This is a genomic window from Nocardioides sp. SYSU D00038 (assembly GCF_016924665.1).
GTDB lineage: Bacteria > Actinomycetota > Actinomycetes > Propionibacteriales > Nocardioidaceae > Nocardioides.
Map to the genome: position 1 here is coordinate 18,154 of NZ_JAFFJT010000005.1, position 14,673 is coordinate 32,826.

At 70.4% G+C, this 14,673-nt stretch carries 18 protein-coding genes; 10 read left to right on the plus strand and 8 right to left on the minus strand.

Annotated features, from left to right (window positions below; genetic code table 11):
- Nucleotides 1-41: 41 nt before the first annotated feature.
- Together sodN and JT721_RS01005 are read left to right on the plus strand one after the other, a co-directional pair.
- Nucleotides 42-443, plus strand: a complete 402-nt coding sequence (gene sodN, locus JT721_RS01000; RefSeq protein WP_205471028.1) for a superoxide dismutase, Ni — start codon at nucleotides 42-44, stop codon at nucleotides 441-443.
- A gap of 168 nt (nucleotides 444-611) precedes the next feature.
- The gene (locus JT721_RS01005) at nucleotides 612-1,499 is read left to right on the plus strand and encodes a sulfotransferase (protein ID WP_205471029.1); all 888 of its coding nucleotides are present in this window, start codon (nucleotides 612-614) and stop codon (nucleotides 1,497-1,499) included.
- A 36-nt stretch (nucleotides 1,500-1,535) separates the two neighbouring features.
- On the opposite strand, the gene JT721_RS01010 is transcribed toward JT721_RS01005, so the two are convergent.
- Both JT721_RS01010 and JT721_RS01015 read right to left on the minus strand, forming a co-directional pair.
- Nucleotides 1,536-1,775 (minus strand): hypothetical protein, encoded by a 240-nt coding sequence (locus JT721_RS01010; RefSeq protein WP_205471030.1) that lies wholly within the window; start codon nucleotides 1,773-1,775, stop codon nucleotides 1,536-1,538.
- Nucleotides 1,776-2,078: 303 nt separating this feature from the next.
- Entirely contained in the window at nucleotides 2,079-4,487 is a 2,409-nt protein-coding gene (locus JT721_RS01015) for a serine/threonine-protein kinase (protein WP_240339916.1), read from the minus strand.
- Between the two features lie 331 nt (nucleotides 4,488-4,818).
- On the opposite strand from JT721_RS01015, the gene JT721_RS01020 reads away from it, so the two are divergent.
- From JT721_RS01020 to JT721_RS01030, 3 genes are all read left to right on the plus strand, one after another.
- Complete coding sequence (locus tag JT721_RS01020; RefSeq protein ID WP_205471032.1) at nucleotides 4,819-5,124, plus strand: hypothetical protein; 306 nt, start codon at nucleotides 4,819-4,821, stop codon at nucleotides 5,122-5,124.
- 114 nt (nucleotides 5,125-5,238) lie between these two features.
- A complete protein-coding gene (locus JT721_RS01025; protein ID WP_205471033.1) occupies nucleotides 5,239-5,673 on the plus strand; it encodes an anti-sigma factor in 435 nt (144 codons plus the stop codon).
- A 1-nt stretch (nucleotide 5,674) separates the two neighbouring features.
- Nucleotides 5,675-6,478: an RNA polymerase sigma factor SigF gene (locus JT721_RS01030; RefSeq protein WP_205471034.1), complete on the plus strand. Its 804-nt coding sequence runs from the start codon at nucleotides 5,675-5,677 to the stop codon at nucleotides 6,476-6,478.
- Between the two features lie 26 nt (nucleotides 6,479-6,504).
- Here JT721_RS01030 and JT721_RS01035 read toward each other — a convergent pair whose 3' ends face one another.
- Nucleotides 6,505-6,906, minus strand: coding sequence for a hypothetical protein (locus JT721_RS01035; RefSeq protein ID WP_205471035.1), 402 nt, complete (start codon nucleotides 6,904-6,906; stop codon nucleotides 6,505-6,507).
- Nucleotides 6,907-7,095: 189 nt separating this feature from the next.
- On the opposite strand from JT721_RS01035, the gene JT721_RS01040 reads away from it, so the two are divergent.
- On the plus strand, nucleotides 7,096-7,347 hold the full coding sequence (locus JT721_RS01040; protein ID WP_027863177.1) for a WhiB family transcriptional regulator: 252 nt from the start codon (nucleotides 7,096-7,098) through the stop codon (nucleotides 7,345-7,347).
- 16 nt (nucleotides 7,348-7,363) lie between these two features.
- Here the strand turns inward: JT721_RS01040 and JT721_RS01045 are convergent, their stop codons facing one another.
- Nucleotides 7,364-8,881, minus strand: coding sequence for a sensor histidine kinase (locus JT721_RS01045; protein WP_205471036.1), 1,518 nt, complete (start codon nucleotides 8,879-8,881; stop codon nucleotides 7,364-7,366).
- A gap of 81 nt (nucleotides 8,882-8,962) precedes the next feature.
- On the opposite strand from JT721_RS01045, the gene JT721_RS01050 reads away from it, so the two are divergent.
- From JT721_RS01050 to JT721_RS21895, 4 genes are all read left to right on the plus strand, one after another.
- Nucleotides 8,963-9,814: a DUF2785 domain-containing protein gene (locus JT721_RS01050; RefSeq protein WP_205471037.1), complete on the plus strand. Its 852-nt coding sequence runs from the start codon at nucleotides 8,963-8,965 to the stop codon at nucleotides 9,812-9,814.
- Between the two features lie 40 nt (nucleotides 9,815-9,854).
- Nucleotides 9,855-11,531: an acetolactate synthase gene (locus JT721_RS01055; protein WP_205471038.1), complete on the plus strand. Its 1,677-nt coding sequence runs from the start codon at nucleotides 9,855-9,857 to the stop codon at nucleotides 11,529-11,531.
- Nucleotides 11,528-11,908, plus strand: a complete 381-nt coding sequence (locus tag JT721_RS01060) for a hotdog domain-containing protein (protein WP_307827781.1) — start codon at nucleotides 11,528-11,530, stop codon at nucleotides 11,906-11,908. Before JT721_RS01055 ends, JT721_RS01060 begins: the two co-directional genes overlap by 4 nt.
- A gap of 83 nt (nucleotides 11,909-11,991) precedes the next feature.
- On the plus strand, nucleotides 11,992-12,066 hold the full coding sequence (locus JT721_RS21895; protein ID WP_369759046.1) for a 50S ribosomal protein bL37: 75 nt from the start codon (nucleotides 11,992-11,994) through the stop codon (nucleotides 12,064-12,066).
- A 70-nt stretch (nucleotides 12,067-12,136) separates the two neighbouring features.
- Here the strand turns inward: JT721_RS21895 and rsrA are convergent, their stop codons facing one another.
- The 4 genes from rsrA to JT721_RS01080 all read right to left on the minus strand — a co-directional run bounded on the left by rsrA (nucleotide 12,137) and on the right by JT721_RS01080 (nucleotide 14,621).
- A complete protein-coding gene (rsrA, locus tag JT721_RS01065) occupies nucleotides 12,137-12,415 on the minus strand; it encodes a mycothiol system anti-sigma-R factor (protein ID WP_205471039.1) in 279 nt (92 codons plus the stop codon).
- Nucleotides 12,415-13,080, minus strand: a complete 666-nt coding sequence (locus JT721_RS01070; protein ID WP_205471040.1) for a sigma-70 family RNA polymerase sigma factor — start codon at nucleotides 13,078-13,080, stop codon at nucleotides 12,415-12,417. Before JT721_RS01070 ends, rsrA begins: the two co-directional genes overlap by 1 nt.
- 99 nt (nucleotides 13,081-13,179) lie before the next feature.
- Nucleotides 13,180-13,821 (minus strand): alpha/beta family hydrolase, encoded by a 642-nt coding sequence (locus JT721_RS01075; protein ID WP_205471041.1) that lies wholly within the window; start codon nucleotides 13,819-13,821, stop codon nucleotides 13,180-13,182.
- Nucleotides 13,821-14,621: an SOS response-associated peptidase gene (locus JT721_RS01080; protein WP_205471042.1), complete on the minus strand. Its 801-nt coding sequence runs from the start codon at nucleotides 14,619-14,621 to the stop codon at nucleotides 13,821-13,823. The genes JT721_RS01075 and JT721_RS01080 overlap by 1 nt, the downstream gene beginning before the upstream one ends.
- Nucleotides 14,622-14,673: the final 52 nt, after the last annotated feature.

Here is a 14,673-nt window from a genome sequence, read left to right on the forward strand (position 1 = left end):
AGTGTCGCAACCGGCAGCACCCCGAAGACGAGAGGACCCGCATGTTCGCGCGACTGTTCGCACCCACGCTCGACGTCTCGGCCCACTGCGACCTGCCCTGCGGCGTCTACGACCCCGCGCAGGCCCGCATCGAGGCCGAGTCCATCAAGGCCATCATCGCCAAGGTCGCCGACAACGACGACCCGGACTTCCGCACCCGCGCGGTGCTCATCAAGGAGCAGCGCTCCGAGCTGGTCAAGCACCACCTCTGGGTGCTGTGGACCGACTACTTCAAGCCCCCGCACTTCGAGAAGTACCCCCAGCTGCACTCGCTGGTCAACGAGGCCACCAAGCTCGCGGGCGCCTCCGGCACCAAGGGCACCCTGGACGCCGAGGTCGCCGACCAGCTGCTCGCCAAGATCGACGAGATCGCCGAGATCTTCTGGGAGACCAAGAAGGCCTGAGGCCTTCGGAGTCACCCGACGCCCCCGTCCGCACCCGCGGACGGGGGCGTCATTGCGTCTGCCGTTCGTCGGTCGACGGGCACCCCGCGAACCAAACCCCGTGACCGTGCATCGGACCGGGCATGCAGGTCTCCGGGACGACCCGTCTCACCGGTCGAGGACGCGGCGATGCTCCGGCGAGGTAGGCGCCCCGAACCGCCCGCGGCGCCGACCTTCCTGCTGGGGGCCGGTGCCCAGAAGGCGGGGACGACCTGGCTCTACCACTACCTGAAGGGGTCGCCGCAGTTCGCCGCCGGCTACCGCAAGGAGTACCACGTCTTCGACACCCTCGACCTGCCCCAGCAGACCTACATGCGGGGGCGCATCCTCGACCTGGCCGCCGATGCCGTCGACTCGGCTCGCCGGGGCGAGCCGGCCGATGCCGACGTGCTGCACCGCATGACGATGTACGCCGACCCCTCGCACTACTTCGACTTCTTCGCCACCCTCCTGGCGCGTCGCCCCGAGACGACCCTGACCGCCGACATGACCCCGGAGAACGGGCTGCTCTCGGTCGAGCGCCTCACCATGATCCGGGCCGGCTTCGCGCGCCGCGGCATCCGCACGGTCGCCGTGCTGCTGATGCGTGACCCGGTCGAGCGCGTCTGGTCCCAGGTGCGCATGCAGCACGGCCGCACCCCGCACCGGTTCGGGGAGCCGCCCGAGGCGACCCTCCTCCGCGTCTACGCCGAGGAGAGCTTCGACACCCGCACCCGGTACGACGCAATCGTCGAGCGGCTCGAGGCGTCGTTCCCTCCCGAGGACCTCGCGTTCGCCTTCTACGAGACGCTCTTCGACCGCGCCGAGCTGCACCGGCTCTGCGCCTTCCTCGGCATCGCCTTCCACGATCCGGACCTCGACCACCGGGCGAACGAGACCACCGTGCCGCGGACCACCCTCTCCCCGGACACGATCCGCGTCGTCGCCGAGCACTACCGCGACGTCTACGAGTTCGTCGCCTCCAGGTTCGGCGTCGACCTGCGGCGGCTGTGGCCGCACAGCGCCCACGTCCTGTGATCGCCACCGGCTCGGATGTCGGCGAGGTTGATCGAGTCAGGGGACGTAGACGAAGCGATACCCCAGGTGCTCCAGCTCCGTCGCGAGACGCTGCACAAGCCGCTGCGCCTCCGCGCCGTAGCTGGGCTGCCCGTCCCGCTCCTCCCAGACACGACCCCACGCGGTCAGGTCCTCGGCCAGGCCGCGCGACACCCCGAGATGCTCCACGAGCTCATCGGGCCCGGTGAACATGAGTCCGTTGTGCCACAACGGCACGTCGGCCCCGTAGTCGCCCATGAACCGGATCTTCGAACCGGGCGGTGGCAGCTGCCAGGAGTCACCCGCCTCACGGTCGCCCCTCGGGGCTTCACCCGGTTCATACGCGAACCACCCGGATCGCCCGTCCGCGGACTCGAGTCGGTCCGGCAGTCGCTCATGCACGCCGGCCATTGTCGCGCAAGCGGCGCACGCCCATATCGACGAGTGTCGCGGCAGTTCGCCGAGAATCACCGTCCAAGTACAGCTCGTGACCTCCGCCGACGATCGAACTACTTGTTCTCAGGCACCGGCACGCGATTCGTTCGTAGCGACTGCGGTTCCTCAGCGCCCGAGCAGACGAATGACTCGTGCGTGGAACGACTTGGTCGACACCCCCGGGGATACCAAGGTCAGCAGTCGGATGAACTGCGCCACCTCCCGGTCATGACGCGTCTCAACTAGTTCCAGGAGATCGGCCAGGTTGTCCTCATCGTAACGAGCGCCAGCCCCCGCTTGAGCGAGTGTGACGCCCAATTGAAAAAGGTCCACGTCCGGGGTCCAAGACACTCCATTAAAACCCGGAGGAAGATAGCCCGGAGTCGCGCTCAACGTTTTTACTGGGTCGGCTGCGCGAACTGCGATATTGAAGTCTATGAGCACCGCCCTATCCTTGGTGATCAAGATATTCTCGGGTTTGATGTCTCGATGCACTACGCCGTAGCGGTGGCGCTCCCACTCTTCGAACTCGCCAGACGTGAGATCGTTCTTGGCTGCAAGGAGGCTGGCGCGTCGCGGGTCGGGGTGCATGTACGCGCAAGCATCTAGCAACTGTTCCGCCATCGCTAGCAGTGCAGAGCGACTAGGCGCCGACGTCTGATTGCACATTTCAGCAAGGGTGCGGCCTTCCAGGAACTCCATGACAAGGCATGGAGTACCCTCCGGAGTCTGCGTGGCTTCGATAAAGCGCACGATGCTGGGGTGTTCGAGTGCCTGCAAGTGTTCGACTTCGCGTTCAAGGGCACTGAGTCGCGCAGATCGGAAGGCTTTGATTGCCGTTCGCTGGCCATCAGGGTCTATCGCCATATAGACGTCCGCGAACCCGCCTGATTTGAGTTGCGCCACGATTCGGCGCTTGTCAACATAGGCATCAACCTGCAGTGAGCGTCCGTCTCCAGGCGTCGTGCCACCGCCCTCTGATAGTTGCTGGATGTAGGATTGAAGCATGCCCATGCTTAGGCGTTCACTATTCGCTCCGTCTGGCAAGAGGCCGTAACCGATTAGGTGCGAAAGCTCGTCTGAGTACGTCGATGCCAATTGCCTGAAGTTGAATACTTTGCCACAGGCGAGCATCTCAAGCATCACAAACTCGTCTTCGTACTGATCGCTGAGCGAAGCGGTCACCTGCGCCAATACCGCAGTATCTGAAGTCAAAATGCTTTCTGCCGCCGCTGCAGCGGTCGGTTGGTCCACGGCGACCGGTCCGGATCGCGGCGACATGTTCCGATGGACGTGACTCCCGAGCGTGCGGAGAAGAGCGGGGTGACCGCCCGTCTGGTTGACCGCGTACTCGACTGCGTCTTCGGTCCACTCGAGGCCAATCGGCTGGCCAAGTTGTTTCAGCAGGTTCTCGGGATCTGGCCCGTCGAGCGGACCAAGGTACCGCACAGAAAGGTAGCGATAGAAGGGATTGTCGACGCCGAACAGAATCGCCGCTTCGGCACATTCCGGGCTGGTACCAGAGATGAGCAATCGGAGACGGCCAGGGTGCTGCTGGTCGAACCCCCGCAGGAGACGGCCCAGCCGGACGTAACCCCCGGTTTCGCCGATCTCCACAAGTCGCTCAATCTCATCCAACGCGATGACGAGACGACGATTGGTACTCTTCAGCACGAGGGATAGATCGTGGGCGAAAGTCTCCCAGATTGCGACCTCCCCCCGCGCCTCGCTCGCCATCGAGTAGCGGCCGAACATCTTCAAACCCTTAACATTCCGGGCAATACGTCCAGAGGCGTGGATCGCCTCACCTAGCGCCCACAGCGTGTACTCCGGCTGAGGATCGATAGACGTCGTCCACTGGAGGTCGAGGCGCGCAACTATGCACCGGCCGCTCTGGTTGACTGTGTCGATCACACGATTGGCAAGGCTGGTCTTACCCACCTTCCGAAGCCCAAAAATTCCAACTTGGGCCTCCCCGGTAATCAGTTCGTCGGTGATTGCATCAACGACGCGTCTCCGCCCGAAGAAATCTGCCCCTCGCGTTGTGGCTACAGGAAGGTCGTACAAGTCGCGGGTGTAAAGGCGATCGAGCAAGAGCCGAACAAGCGTGGGTTCACCGCTCTCTCGTCGGGGTTGCTTCAAGTCAGCCATCGAAAAATGGGCGATGGTTGTGTCCAAAGCCGACTCAGCTTCGAGTGCGTTTCGAGTTGCCGGATCATACTTGGAAACCAGGATCACGAAACTGCGGGTTAAGCGTACGCCGAGCCGGTCGATAACTCTTCTGATGTCCTCGATGTCCCTCGCCTGAAATCGAGGGTAGTTGGTGCACCATAGAAGCACTTCTCGGTCAAGTCTGAACAGATCGGCGACTTGCCGACTTGGCTTCAGCACCAAACCCCACTTGTCTGGGTGCTCCAAGTCCTCTTCAATCCGTTCCACGGTGAAGCCAGCGGTCTTCACAGCCTGAAGGATTGGTCCCCGCGAAGGCGCATCGGTCAACCGGAAGGACCTGATCATGTAGTCGGAAACCGGCATCTCGGTCACTTTCTAGGTTAAGGGCGGGCCGAGAGAGATTCTCCCCCACGGGACGCTCTCAGGATGCTTAGACGTTGAGGTTCGTGCAACAACGGCGGCGAACCGTGGTTGACAAGCCCCCAAGGCCGTTCGGGGTGGCCTGGGACGTTGACCGTGTCCACCCGCACGGCGGGCACGACGTAGCAACGCGCCACTTCGTCGCTACTGAACTAGGCAATGAGTGAAGGACATTGTCCTTACTCAGCCTGCGATGGTTGAGAGGGTCCCCCTAAAGATCGCGATCAGCACCCAGACCGGTGCGCTCTGACGAACATTGGGGCACACTCAGGTCATGGGTGCCATGCGAGCCACGCGCGCGACGACAGCCAGCCGACGCTGGATCATCTTCGGCGGCGTCTCGGCGCTCGCCCTGGCCGCCTGCTACGTCGCGGTGCTGGGGGCGGCCGGTCGGACCAGTGCCGGGCTGGCGGTGCTCGGCGGCCTGATCGTGGTCGGCATCGCGGCGGCGTTCATGGACGCGCTGACCTCGTCCTACCCGGAGCCTCGCGCGGGCAGCCAGGTGCCCCGGGGAGCCAACGGTCTGGGAGGGTTCGGCGACGGCTCCGGCGGAGGCGACGGCGGGGCCGACGGCTGCTGACGCGCGGGGCCGCAGCGGGCGGGGTTTGCCCGGCCCGAGGGTCCGGGTAGGTGGTCGGGCGCCGGCGCCGTCCGGCTACTGTCGCACCACAGTCCCCGGACGAAGGAACACCGCATGACGACCGGCCCTGGAGGCAGCTCCGACGCCCTGAACGCCGACGACGTCGAGCTCCGGCTCCCGGCCGACAGCGTCTACGTCGCGGTCCTGCGCACCACGGCGGTCGGGCTCGCGGCCCGCGTCGACTTCACCCTCGACGACATCGAGGACCTGCGGATGGCCGTGGGCGAGGCGTGCGCGCTGGTGCTGCCCGCCGCGGCGCCCGGCGGCGACCTGGTGGCCCGGTTCGGGCTGTTCCCGGGCCGGTTGCGGGTCGAGGTCTCGGTGCCCGCGGGCGCCCCGGTGCGCCCCGACCAGGACAGCTTCGCGTGGCAGGTCCTCACCACCCTCGCCGACGACGTCACGTCGTACGCCGCGGACGACGACCGGTTCACGATCGCCCTGACCATGGTCTCGACACTGGTCGCGACGGATCCGGACGTCGGGGCCTGACGTGACCAGCAACTCTCGGGGGGACGAGGACGAGCCGGTCCTCACCGGTCTCGAGCTGACCCGGCGCCGCAGCGCGGAGCTGTTCGTCGAGCTCCACACCGGCGACGCCGCGGTGCGCGACACCGCGCGCGACGCGCTGGTGCACCTGCACCTGCCGCTGGTGGAGCACTGCGCGCGCAGGTTCCGCAACCGCGGCGAGCCGTTCGAGGACCTGGTGCAGGTCGGCACGATCGGGCTGATCAAGTCCATCGACCGCTTCGACTCCGACCGCGGTGTGGAGTTCTCCACCTACGCCACCCCGACCATCCTCGGCGAGATCAAGCGCTACTTCCGCGACAAGGGCTGGGCGATCCGGGTGCCGCGGCGGCTCCAGGAGCTGCGGATGCAGATCAGCAGCGCCACCGGTGAGCTGACCCAGAGCCTCGGCCGCTCCCCCACCCCGCGCGAGCTGGCCGAGCGGATCGGGTGCACCGTCGAGGAGGTGCTCGAGGGCATCGAGTCGAGCAACGCCTACTCCACGCTCTCGCTCGACGCGTCCGACGACGGCGACGACGGCGCCGCCAGCATGCTCGACGCGATCGGCATCGACGACGAGAACCTCGAGCACGTCGAGATCCGCGAGTCGATCAAGCCGCTGCTCGACCGGCTCGCGCCCCGGGAGAAGAAGATCCTGCTGCTGCGGTTCTTCAAGAACATGACCCAGTCGCAGATCGCCGAGGAGATCGGCGTCTCGCAGATGCACGTCTCGCGGCTGCTCAACCGCACCCTCGAGGAGCTGCGGACCTCGCTGCAGGCCGAGGCCTGAGGGGGCCGGCCGTCACCGGCCGGCGTTCACTCCTCGGCCAGGGCGGCGGTGCTGGCCGGGGCGAGCAGCAGCCCCAGCACCACCACGCCCGCGACGGCCAGCGCCGCCGCGACCGCGGTGGTGTCGCCGCCGCGGAAGCTCCAGGCCAGCAGCAGGCTGATCAGCTGGGCGACCACGACCGGGCTGCGCGCCCAGGAGTGGCACCGGTACAGACCAGTAGCGGCGACCAGCAGGCCACCGCCCACGGCGAGGAAGAACAGCGCCGTCGTGACCCCCACGCCCACCCGGTCGGCGTCGACGTGCGCGATCTCGAGGACGGAATATCCGCACAGCACGGCGCCTTGGAGTCCGGCGAGGACGGCCGCGACCCGCAGGGTCAGGGGTGCGGTCCGGCCGGCGGCGGGCCCGGACGGGTTCGAGGTGCTCACGGACGACCACCCAATCGTCGGACCTGTGATGAATCAAACCGTCGTGGGGGGTTGATTGCGCCCCCTCGGGCTGAAACTCTGGTGGTGCGCGTGTGAAAGCGTTCACTTGTTGGTGCCCGCACGCCGCGCCGCAGGCCTGAGCAGACTCCTGCCTGCACGAACGTTGAAGGAAAGAGGGATTCCCCAGCCATGGATTGGCGCCACCGTTCCGCGTGCCTCGACGAGGACCCGGAGCTGTTCTTCCCGATCGGCAACACCGGTCCGGCCATCCTCCAGATCGAGGAGGCCAAGCAGGTGTGCCGACGCTGCGACGTGCGCGAGCAGTGCCTCGCGTGGGCGCTGGAGGCGGGACAGGACCACGGCGTGTGGGGAGGCCTGAGCGAGGACGAGCGACGCGCACTCAAGCGGCGCAACGCCCGTGCCCGGGTCCGCACCGCCTGACCCCCCTGCTCGCCCCTCACGCCCGCCCCACCACCGGTACGTCGACGACGACCCGGGTCCCGCGTCCTGACGACGTGGGGCCCAGGGTCAGTCGGCCGCCGAGCTCGGACTCCACCAGCGTCCCCACGATCGACAGCCCCAGGTTCGTCGACCGCTCCAGGTCGAAGCCGGGCGGCAGTCCCCTGCCGTCGTCGTCGACCTGCACGACCAGCCGGCCGTCGTCGCGGCGCACCGTGACCAGGATCCGACCGAGCAGCCCCGCCGCGGGGTCGGTCAGGTCGGTGGGCCCGTCGTCGGCGGGCGGGTCGTAGCCGTGCTCGGCGGCGTTCTGGAGCACCTCGGTGAGCACCATCGCCAGCGCGGTGGCGGTCTCCGACGGCAGCACGCCGAACGACCCCTCGCGCAGCACCCGGAGCCGGCCGGCGAGCGCGCTGACCTCGGAGACCATCGCCCCGAGCCGGTCGGCGACCTCGTCGAACTCGACGTTCTCCTCGACCGCCTGGCTCAGCGTCTCGTGCACGATCGCGATCGACCCCACCCGGCGCACCGCCTCCTCGAGCGCGGCCTTGGCCTCCGGTGACCCGATCCGGCGGGCCTGGAGGCGGAGCAGGGCGGCCACCGTCTGCAGGTTGTTCTTCACCCGGTGGTGGATCTCGCGGATCGTGGCGTCCTTGGTCACCAGCTCGCGGTCGCGGCGACGCAGCTCGGTGACGTCGCGCACCAGCACCAGCGCGCCGATGTGGGTGCCCTCGGGCCGCAGCGGCACCGAGCGCACGATGAGCGAGACCTGGTCGGTGCCGAGCTCGGTGTCGCGGTGCGCGCGACCGCCGAGCACCGCGCTCAGCGTCTCCTCGTCGGGGCGCAGCCGCGGGGCCACCAGCTGGCGGGCCAGGTCGGCCAGCACCAGGCCGGTGAGGTCGCCCGAGAGCCCCAACCGCCGGAAGACCGAGAGCGCGTTGGGGCTGGCGTAGACGACCTTGCCCTGCTCGTCGACGCGCAGGAAGCCGTCGCCCACCCGCGGGGTGTCGGCGTGGTCGCTGCGCTGGCCGGCCGCCGGGAACCAGCCCCCGGCGATCATCTGGGTCAGGTCGGCGGCGGTCTGGAGGTAGGAGAGCTCCAGCCGGCTGGGCGTGCGGACGCCGAGCAGGTTGGTGTTGCGACCCACCACGGCGATCACCCGGCCGCCGCGGCGCACCGGGATGGCCTCGGAGCGCACCGGCACGTCGTCGCGCCACTCCGGGTCGCCCTCGCGCACGAGCCGCCCTTCGGCGTACGCCGTGTCGAGCAGCGGCCGGCGCCCCGTCGCGACGAAGGTGCCGATGACGTCGTCGACGAACGCCGTGGGCCCGGTCGTGGGCCGCATCTGCCCGCCCGCCCAGAAGCCCGAGCCGGAGCGGTCGGGCAGCCACAGCACGAGGTCGGCGAAGGAGAGGTCGGCGATGATCTGCCAGTCGGCCTGGAGCAGCTGCAGCCAGGCGACGTCGTCGGGCCCGAGGTCGGTGTGGCTGCGCACCAGCTGGGTCAGGGAGGCCACGGCGCCAGCCTAGGGCTCGTCCCGGTGGCGGCCGGTGGGCGGTCCGGCGCCGCCGGGGGCGGGGTTTGGCAGGATGGCCCCATGGCGGGGGCGTACTGGAAGCAGGTGCACGCGACGGGGCTCGCCGTTCCCTCCGACCGGCCGCTCGACGACCTCACCGCCGAGCTCACCCGGATGCTCGGCGACGCCGACCCCGAGACCCGCGACGGCACCGCCTACCCCACGCTCGCGACCTGGGTCGACCGGGGCGTCTACGACGACCTGCTGCCGGGCCTCGGCGACGGGATGGCCGCCGGGCTGGGGGTCGGGCTCGGCGAGCGCGACACCGACTCGGTCTTCCGCCGCAGCTTCTCCGCGCTGATCCTCGGCGAGTGCATCGGCCGCGACAACGTCCGGCCCCTCGTCGCGCCCGGCAAGATCCTCGAGTGGGGCGACCGCCTCGCCACCTGGCTGCTGCGCGAGCGCGACCTGCGTGGCTTCGTGCCCGGCAAGGGCTGGGCCCACGCGGTGGCCCACGGCGCCGATGCGTTGGCCACGCTGGCGGAGTCGCCGCACGTCGCGGCCCCCGAGCTCACCGTGATCCTCGACGTGATCGCCGACCGGCTCGTGCTGCCCGTCGACCGGCTGTTCACCAACGGCGAGCCCGACCGGCTGGCGCTGACCACGATGACGGTGCTGCGCCGCAACGTGCTCTCGCTCCAGGTGATCGAGCCCTGGATCGCCCGGCTCACTGCGGCCGCGGCCGCCCGCTCCGGCTACGACGACCGCGACCCGTTCCTGGTCGGCGGCAACGCCGAGGCGTTCCTGCGCTCCCTCTACCTCCAGGTCGCCCACGGACCGCGGCCTCCGCTGGTGCGACCCGACCTGCTGCTGGTGCTCGTCGACGCGCTGCGCGCCGCCAACCCGCACTACCTCCGGGTCGACCCGCGCTGACGCCCCGCGCCCGCTGGCGACCCGTGGGTAGGGTCCGGGCATGAGCGAATCCCCTCCGAGCCCGACCCCGGGTGAGCTGACCGGCCACGCCGGCAAGCTCGCGGTCGCGGTGGCCCGCGCGCACGGCGTCGAAACCATGTTCACCCTCTCCGGCGCCCACGTCTTCCCGATGTACGACGGCGCCGTGAAGGCCGACCCGCCGATGCGGCTGCTCGACGTGCGCCACGAGCAGACCGCGGCGTTCGCGGCGGAGGCGACCGGCAAGCTCACCCGCACCCCCGGCCTGGCGGTGCTCACCGCCGGCCCCGGCGTCACCAACGGCGTCAGCGCGATCGCGCAGGCCCAGTTCGCCGGCTCCCCGATGGTCGTCGTGGGGGGCCGCGCGCCGCAGAACCGCTGGGGATCCGGCAGCCTGCAGGAGCTCGACCAACCCCCGATCGTCGCCTCGGTGTCCAAGCTGGCCCGCACCCTGCCGACCGCGGGCGACGTGCTCGGCGGCATGGACGAGGCGTTCACCGCCGCCGGCAGCTCCCACCGCGGGCCGGTCTTCGTCGACGTGCCGATGGACGAGTTCTTCAACACCGCCGCGGGCCCGGCCCCCACCGCGCCCGCGCCGGAGCGGGTCGCCCCCGACCCCGAGGCGGTCGGCGCCGTGGCCCGGCTGATCGGCGAGTCGGCCCGCCCGGTGGTGATCCTCGGCACCGACGTGTGGGCCGACCGTGCCGAGGAGGCCGCCCTGCGCTTCGTCGAGACCGCCGGCATCCCGGCGATCACCAACGGCATGGGGCGCGGCATCGTGCCCGGCCGCCACCCCCTGCTGGTCACCAAGGCCCGCGGGCAGGCGCTCAACGGCGCCGACCTCGTGGTCGTGATCGGCACGCCGCTCGACTTCCGGCTCGGCTACGGCGTCTTCGGCGGCAAGGACGGCGCCACGCCCGCCCGCGTCGTGCACGTGGCCGACTCCCCCGGCCAGGTCTCCACCCACGCGAGCCTCGCCGCGTCGATGCACGGCGACCTGACCACGGTTCTCGACTCGCTGCTCGCCGAGGTTGAGCGGGGGCCCCGCCCCGACCGCTCCGGCTGGGTGGACGACCTGCAGGCCACGGTGCGGGCCACCACCGAGCGCGACGCCGCCCTGCTCTCGGCCGAGGCCGACCCGATCCACCCGGCCCGGATCTACGGCGAGCTGGTGCCGCGGCTGGCCGACGACGCCGTGGTGATCGGCGACGGCGGCGACTTCGTCAGCTTCGCCGGCAAGTTCGTCGAGCCCGCACGGCCCGGCGGCTGGCTCGACCCCGGCCCCTACGGCTGCCTGGGCGCCGGCCTCGGCGCCGCCATCGCCGCCAGACTGGCCCGGCCCTCCGCCCAGGTGGTGCTGCTGCTCGGCGACGGCGCCGCCGGCTTCTCGCTGATGGACGTCGACACCCTGGTGCGGCACCGGCTGCCGGTGGTCATGGTGGTCGGCAACAACTCCGCGTGGGGCCTGGAGAAGGGCCCGATGCAGATGCTCTACGGCTACGACGTCGCGGCCGACCTGGCCCCCGCCACGGCGTACGAGGACGTCGTCAAGGCGCTCGGCGGCGCCGGCGAGCGGGTCACCGACCCCCGACAGATCGGCCCCGCCCTCGACCGGGCGTTCGCCTCGGGCGTGCCCTACCTGGTCAACGTGATCACCGACGTCGACGCGGCCTACCCGCGCGCGACGTTCGGGGTGTGAGCGTGGACGCCGCCGAGGCCACCCTGCGGTTCACCGTCACCGAGGCCGACACCGCGGTCGCCGTCGGCTCGGGCAGCCTGCCGGTGCTCGGCACCCCGCGGCTGCTGGCGTGGTGCGAGGCGGCTACCTGCGCGGCCCTCGAGCCCGCGCTCGACGCGGGCGCCACCAGCGTCGGCACCCGGGTCTCGCTGGAGCACCTCGGCGCGAGCCCGGTGGGCCAGGAGGTCGAGGTGACCGCGTCGTCGTCGTACGTCGACGGGCGGCTGCACCGGTTCACGGTCGCGGCCCGCCACGTCGGCGGCAACGGCAAGGTGGTGGGCACCGGCGAGGTGACGCGGGTGGTCGTCGACGCCGAGCGGTTCCTCTCGCGCCTCTGAGCAGGATTCGCCGTGCCCGTCGACATTTGAGAGACTGACCCTCGGCCCTTCGTAGGGCGACTCACATCGACCAGGAGGACACCATGGGCAAGACCGGCCGCAAGCGCCGCGCTCGCAAGAAGAAGGGCGCGAACCACGGCAAGCGCCCCAACGCCTGAGCGCAGGACTACGTGCAGGAGCCCCCGACCGCTGGTCGGGGGCTCGTGGCTTTCCGGAGGCGGCTCGGGCTCAGGCCTCGGTGATCCGGACCTGCACCTCGCGCAGCTGCACCAGCACCTTGGCCCGCAGGTCCTCGGGCGCCTTCTCCGAGCACGACCGGGCGACGACCGACTTCACCGTGCGCTGGAGGTCGTACTTCTCCAGGCACGGGTTGCAGGCGTCGATGTGCTCGCGGACGGCGGCGCAGTCGGCGGCGTCGAGCTCGTTGTCGATGAAGTAGACGATCTGCTCGAGGTAGTCGGCACACTCCGCCGCGGAGACGTCGTCGGGGCCGTGCTGGTGGCTCATCACTTGCTCCGGTCGGTGGTGCCCGCGGGCAGCAGGTCGTTGGTGCGGACGTAGTCGGACAGCATGTCGCGCAGCTGGCGACGCCCGCGGTGCAGGCGGGACATCACGGTGCCGATGGGGGTCTCCATGATCTCGGCGATCTCCTTGTAGGCGAATCCCTCGACGTCGGCGAGGTAGACCGCGAGCCGGAACTCCTCGGGCAGGCGCTGCAGGGCGTCCTTGACCTGGGAGTCGGGCAGGTGCTCCAGCGCCTCCATCTCCGCCGACCGCAGGCCGGTGGAGCTGTGCGACTCCGCCCGGGCGAGCTGCCAGTCCTCGACGTCCTCCGACATCGACTGCTGCGGCTGCCGCTGCTTCTTGCGGTAGGTGTTGATGAAGGTGTTGGTCAGGATGCGGTAGAGCCAGGCCTTGAGGTTGGTGCCGGGGCGGAACTGGTGGAACGACGAGTAGGCCTTGGCGAAGGTCTCCTGCACCAGGTCCTCGGCGTCCGCCGGGTTGCGCGTCATCCGCATGGCAGCCGAGTAGAGCTGGTCCAGGAATGGCAGCGCGTCGCGCTCGAAGCGAGCCGAGCGGTCAGCCTCGGACTCGGTGGCGACGTCGACGTCCTCGGCGGTGGCCGGGGCCTCGGTGGCGTCGCCCGTGGGGGTCTCGACGGAGTCAGTCATCGAGACCCAGTCTACGGCCGGGGTGGGCCTGTCCAGTACGGCGATCACAGAAGGAGGAACGCCGCTCCCACGGCGTCCATTCCCGGCCGTCCGCAGCGCTCACGCGCGGCTGCCGACGACCTCGCGGACCAGCCACTCCAGGGCCGCCTCGACCACGATCTCGAGGGCCTCCTCCTGGTTGACCGGTCCGCGCACCGGCACCTTGAGCCCGTGGTCGCCGCCCGGCACGACGCACAGGTCGACGTCGGGCGGGAGCTCCTCGGGGCGGCCGAAGGTGTCGCGCTCGCCCTGCACGACCAGGGTCGGCACCTCCACCGCGGTCAGCTCGGCCAGCCGCGACTTCTCCGGGCGGCCGGGCGGGTGCAGCGGGAAGGCCAGCGCGAGCACCCCGGCCGCGCCGAGCCCAGCGGCGGTGCGGCACGCCGACCGGGCGCCGGCGGAGCGGCCACCGACGACGAGGGGCACCGTCGAGCGCAGCGACCGGGCGGCCGCCACCAGGCCCGCGTCGAGGTGGGCCGGCGGGCTCGCGACCGGGCGCCCGGCGACCCGCCAGGGCTGCTCGAAGCGCACCACCGAGATGCCGTGGCGCGGCAGCCCCGACGCCAGCGCCTCGAGGTCACGGGTGTCGATGCCGTTGCCGGCGCCGTGGCTGAGCAGCAGGGTCGCCACCGGCCGCCGGGCCCGCGCCGTGACCAGCCGGCCCGGCCCGTGGGGGGTGTCGACGCTGCGCTCGGTGCCCATCAGGCGCCGTCCCCGCCAGCGACGCCGCCGACGACGCCGTCGGCCACCTCGAGCGGCAGGTCGTCGAGCGGCAGCGGCTCGACCAGCTCGGGACCGTTGTTGCGCACGTTGCTGACCATCGTGGAGACCGGGAACGCCTCGAGCCGGCCCGGCGACGCCGGCACCAGCAGGTCGAGCAGGTCGTCCTGGGGGGCGCGGGGGTCGAGCCAGGCGCCCCAGCGGTCGCGCTCGACCATGAGCGGCATCCGGTCGTGGATCTTGCCGACCTCGTCCTCGGCCTCGGTCGTGATGACCGTGCAGGTCCACCTGAACCGCTCCGGGTCGTCGTCGGCCCGCTCCGGGTCGCGCCAGATCTCGTAGAGGCCGGCCATCGCCAGCACGCCGCCGTCGGCCGGCCGGATGAAGAACGGCTGCTTGCGCGGCTTGCCGGCCTTGGTCAGCTGGCTGGTGGGGTACCACTCGAAGTAGCCGTCGGCCGGCAGCAGGCAGCGCCGGGCCGCGAACGCCCGCCGGTACGCCGGCTTCTCGGCCACCGTCTCCATCCGGGCGTTGATCATCCGGCTGCCGATCGAGGGGTCCTTGGCCCAGGACGGCACCAGCCCCCAGCGCAGCACCCGGAGCTGGCGCTCCGGGGGCTCGGGGCTCTCCTTCGACGGCGGGCGCTCGACGACGGCGTAGACCTCCTTGGTGGGCGCGACGTTGAAGTCGGGCGCCAGCGGCGCGGGAGTGCGGTCCTCGACGACCTCGAACTCCTCGATGAGGTCCTCGGGACGCCGGCTGGAGGCGTAGCGACCGCACATGGGGTCAGCCTAGGCGGCCCCGGCCCGGCCCCGGCGCCGGAGGAACGCCCGA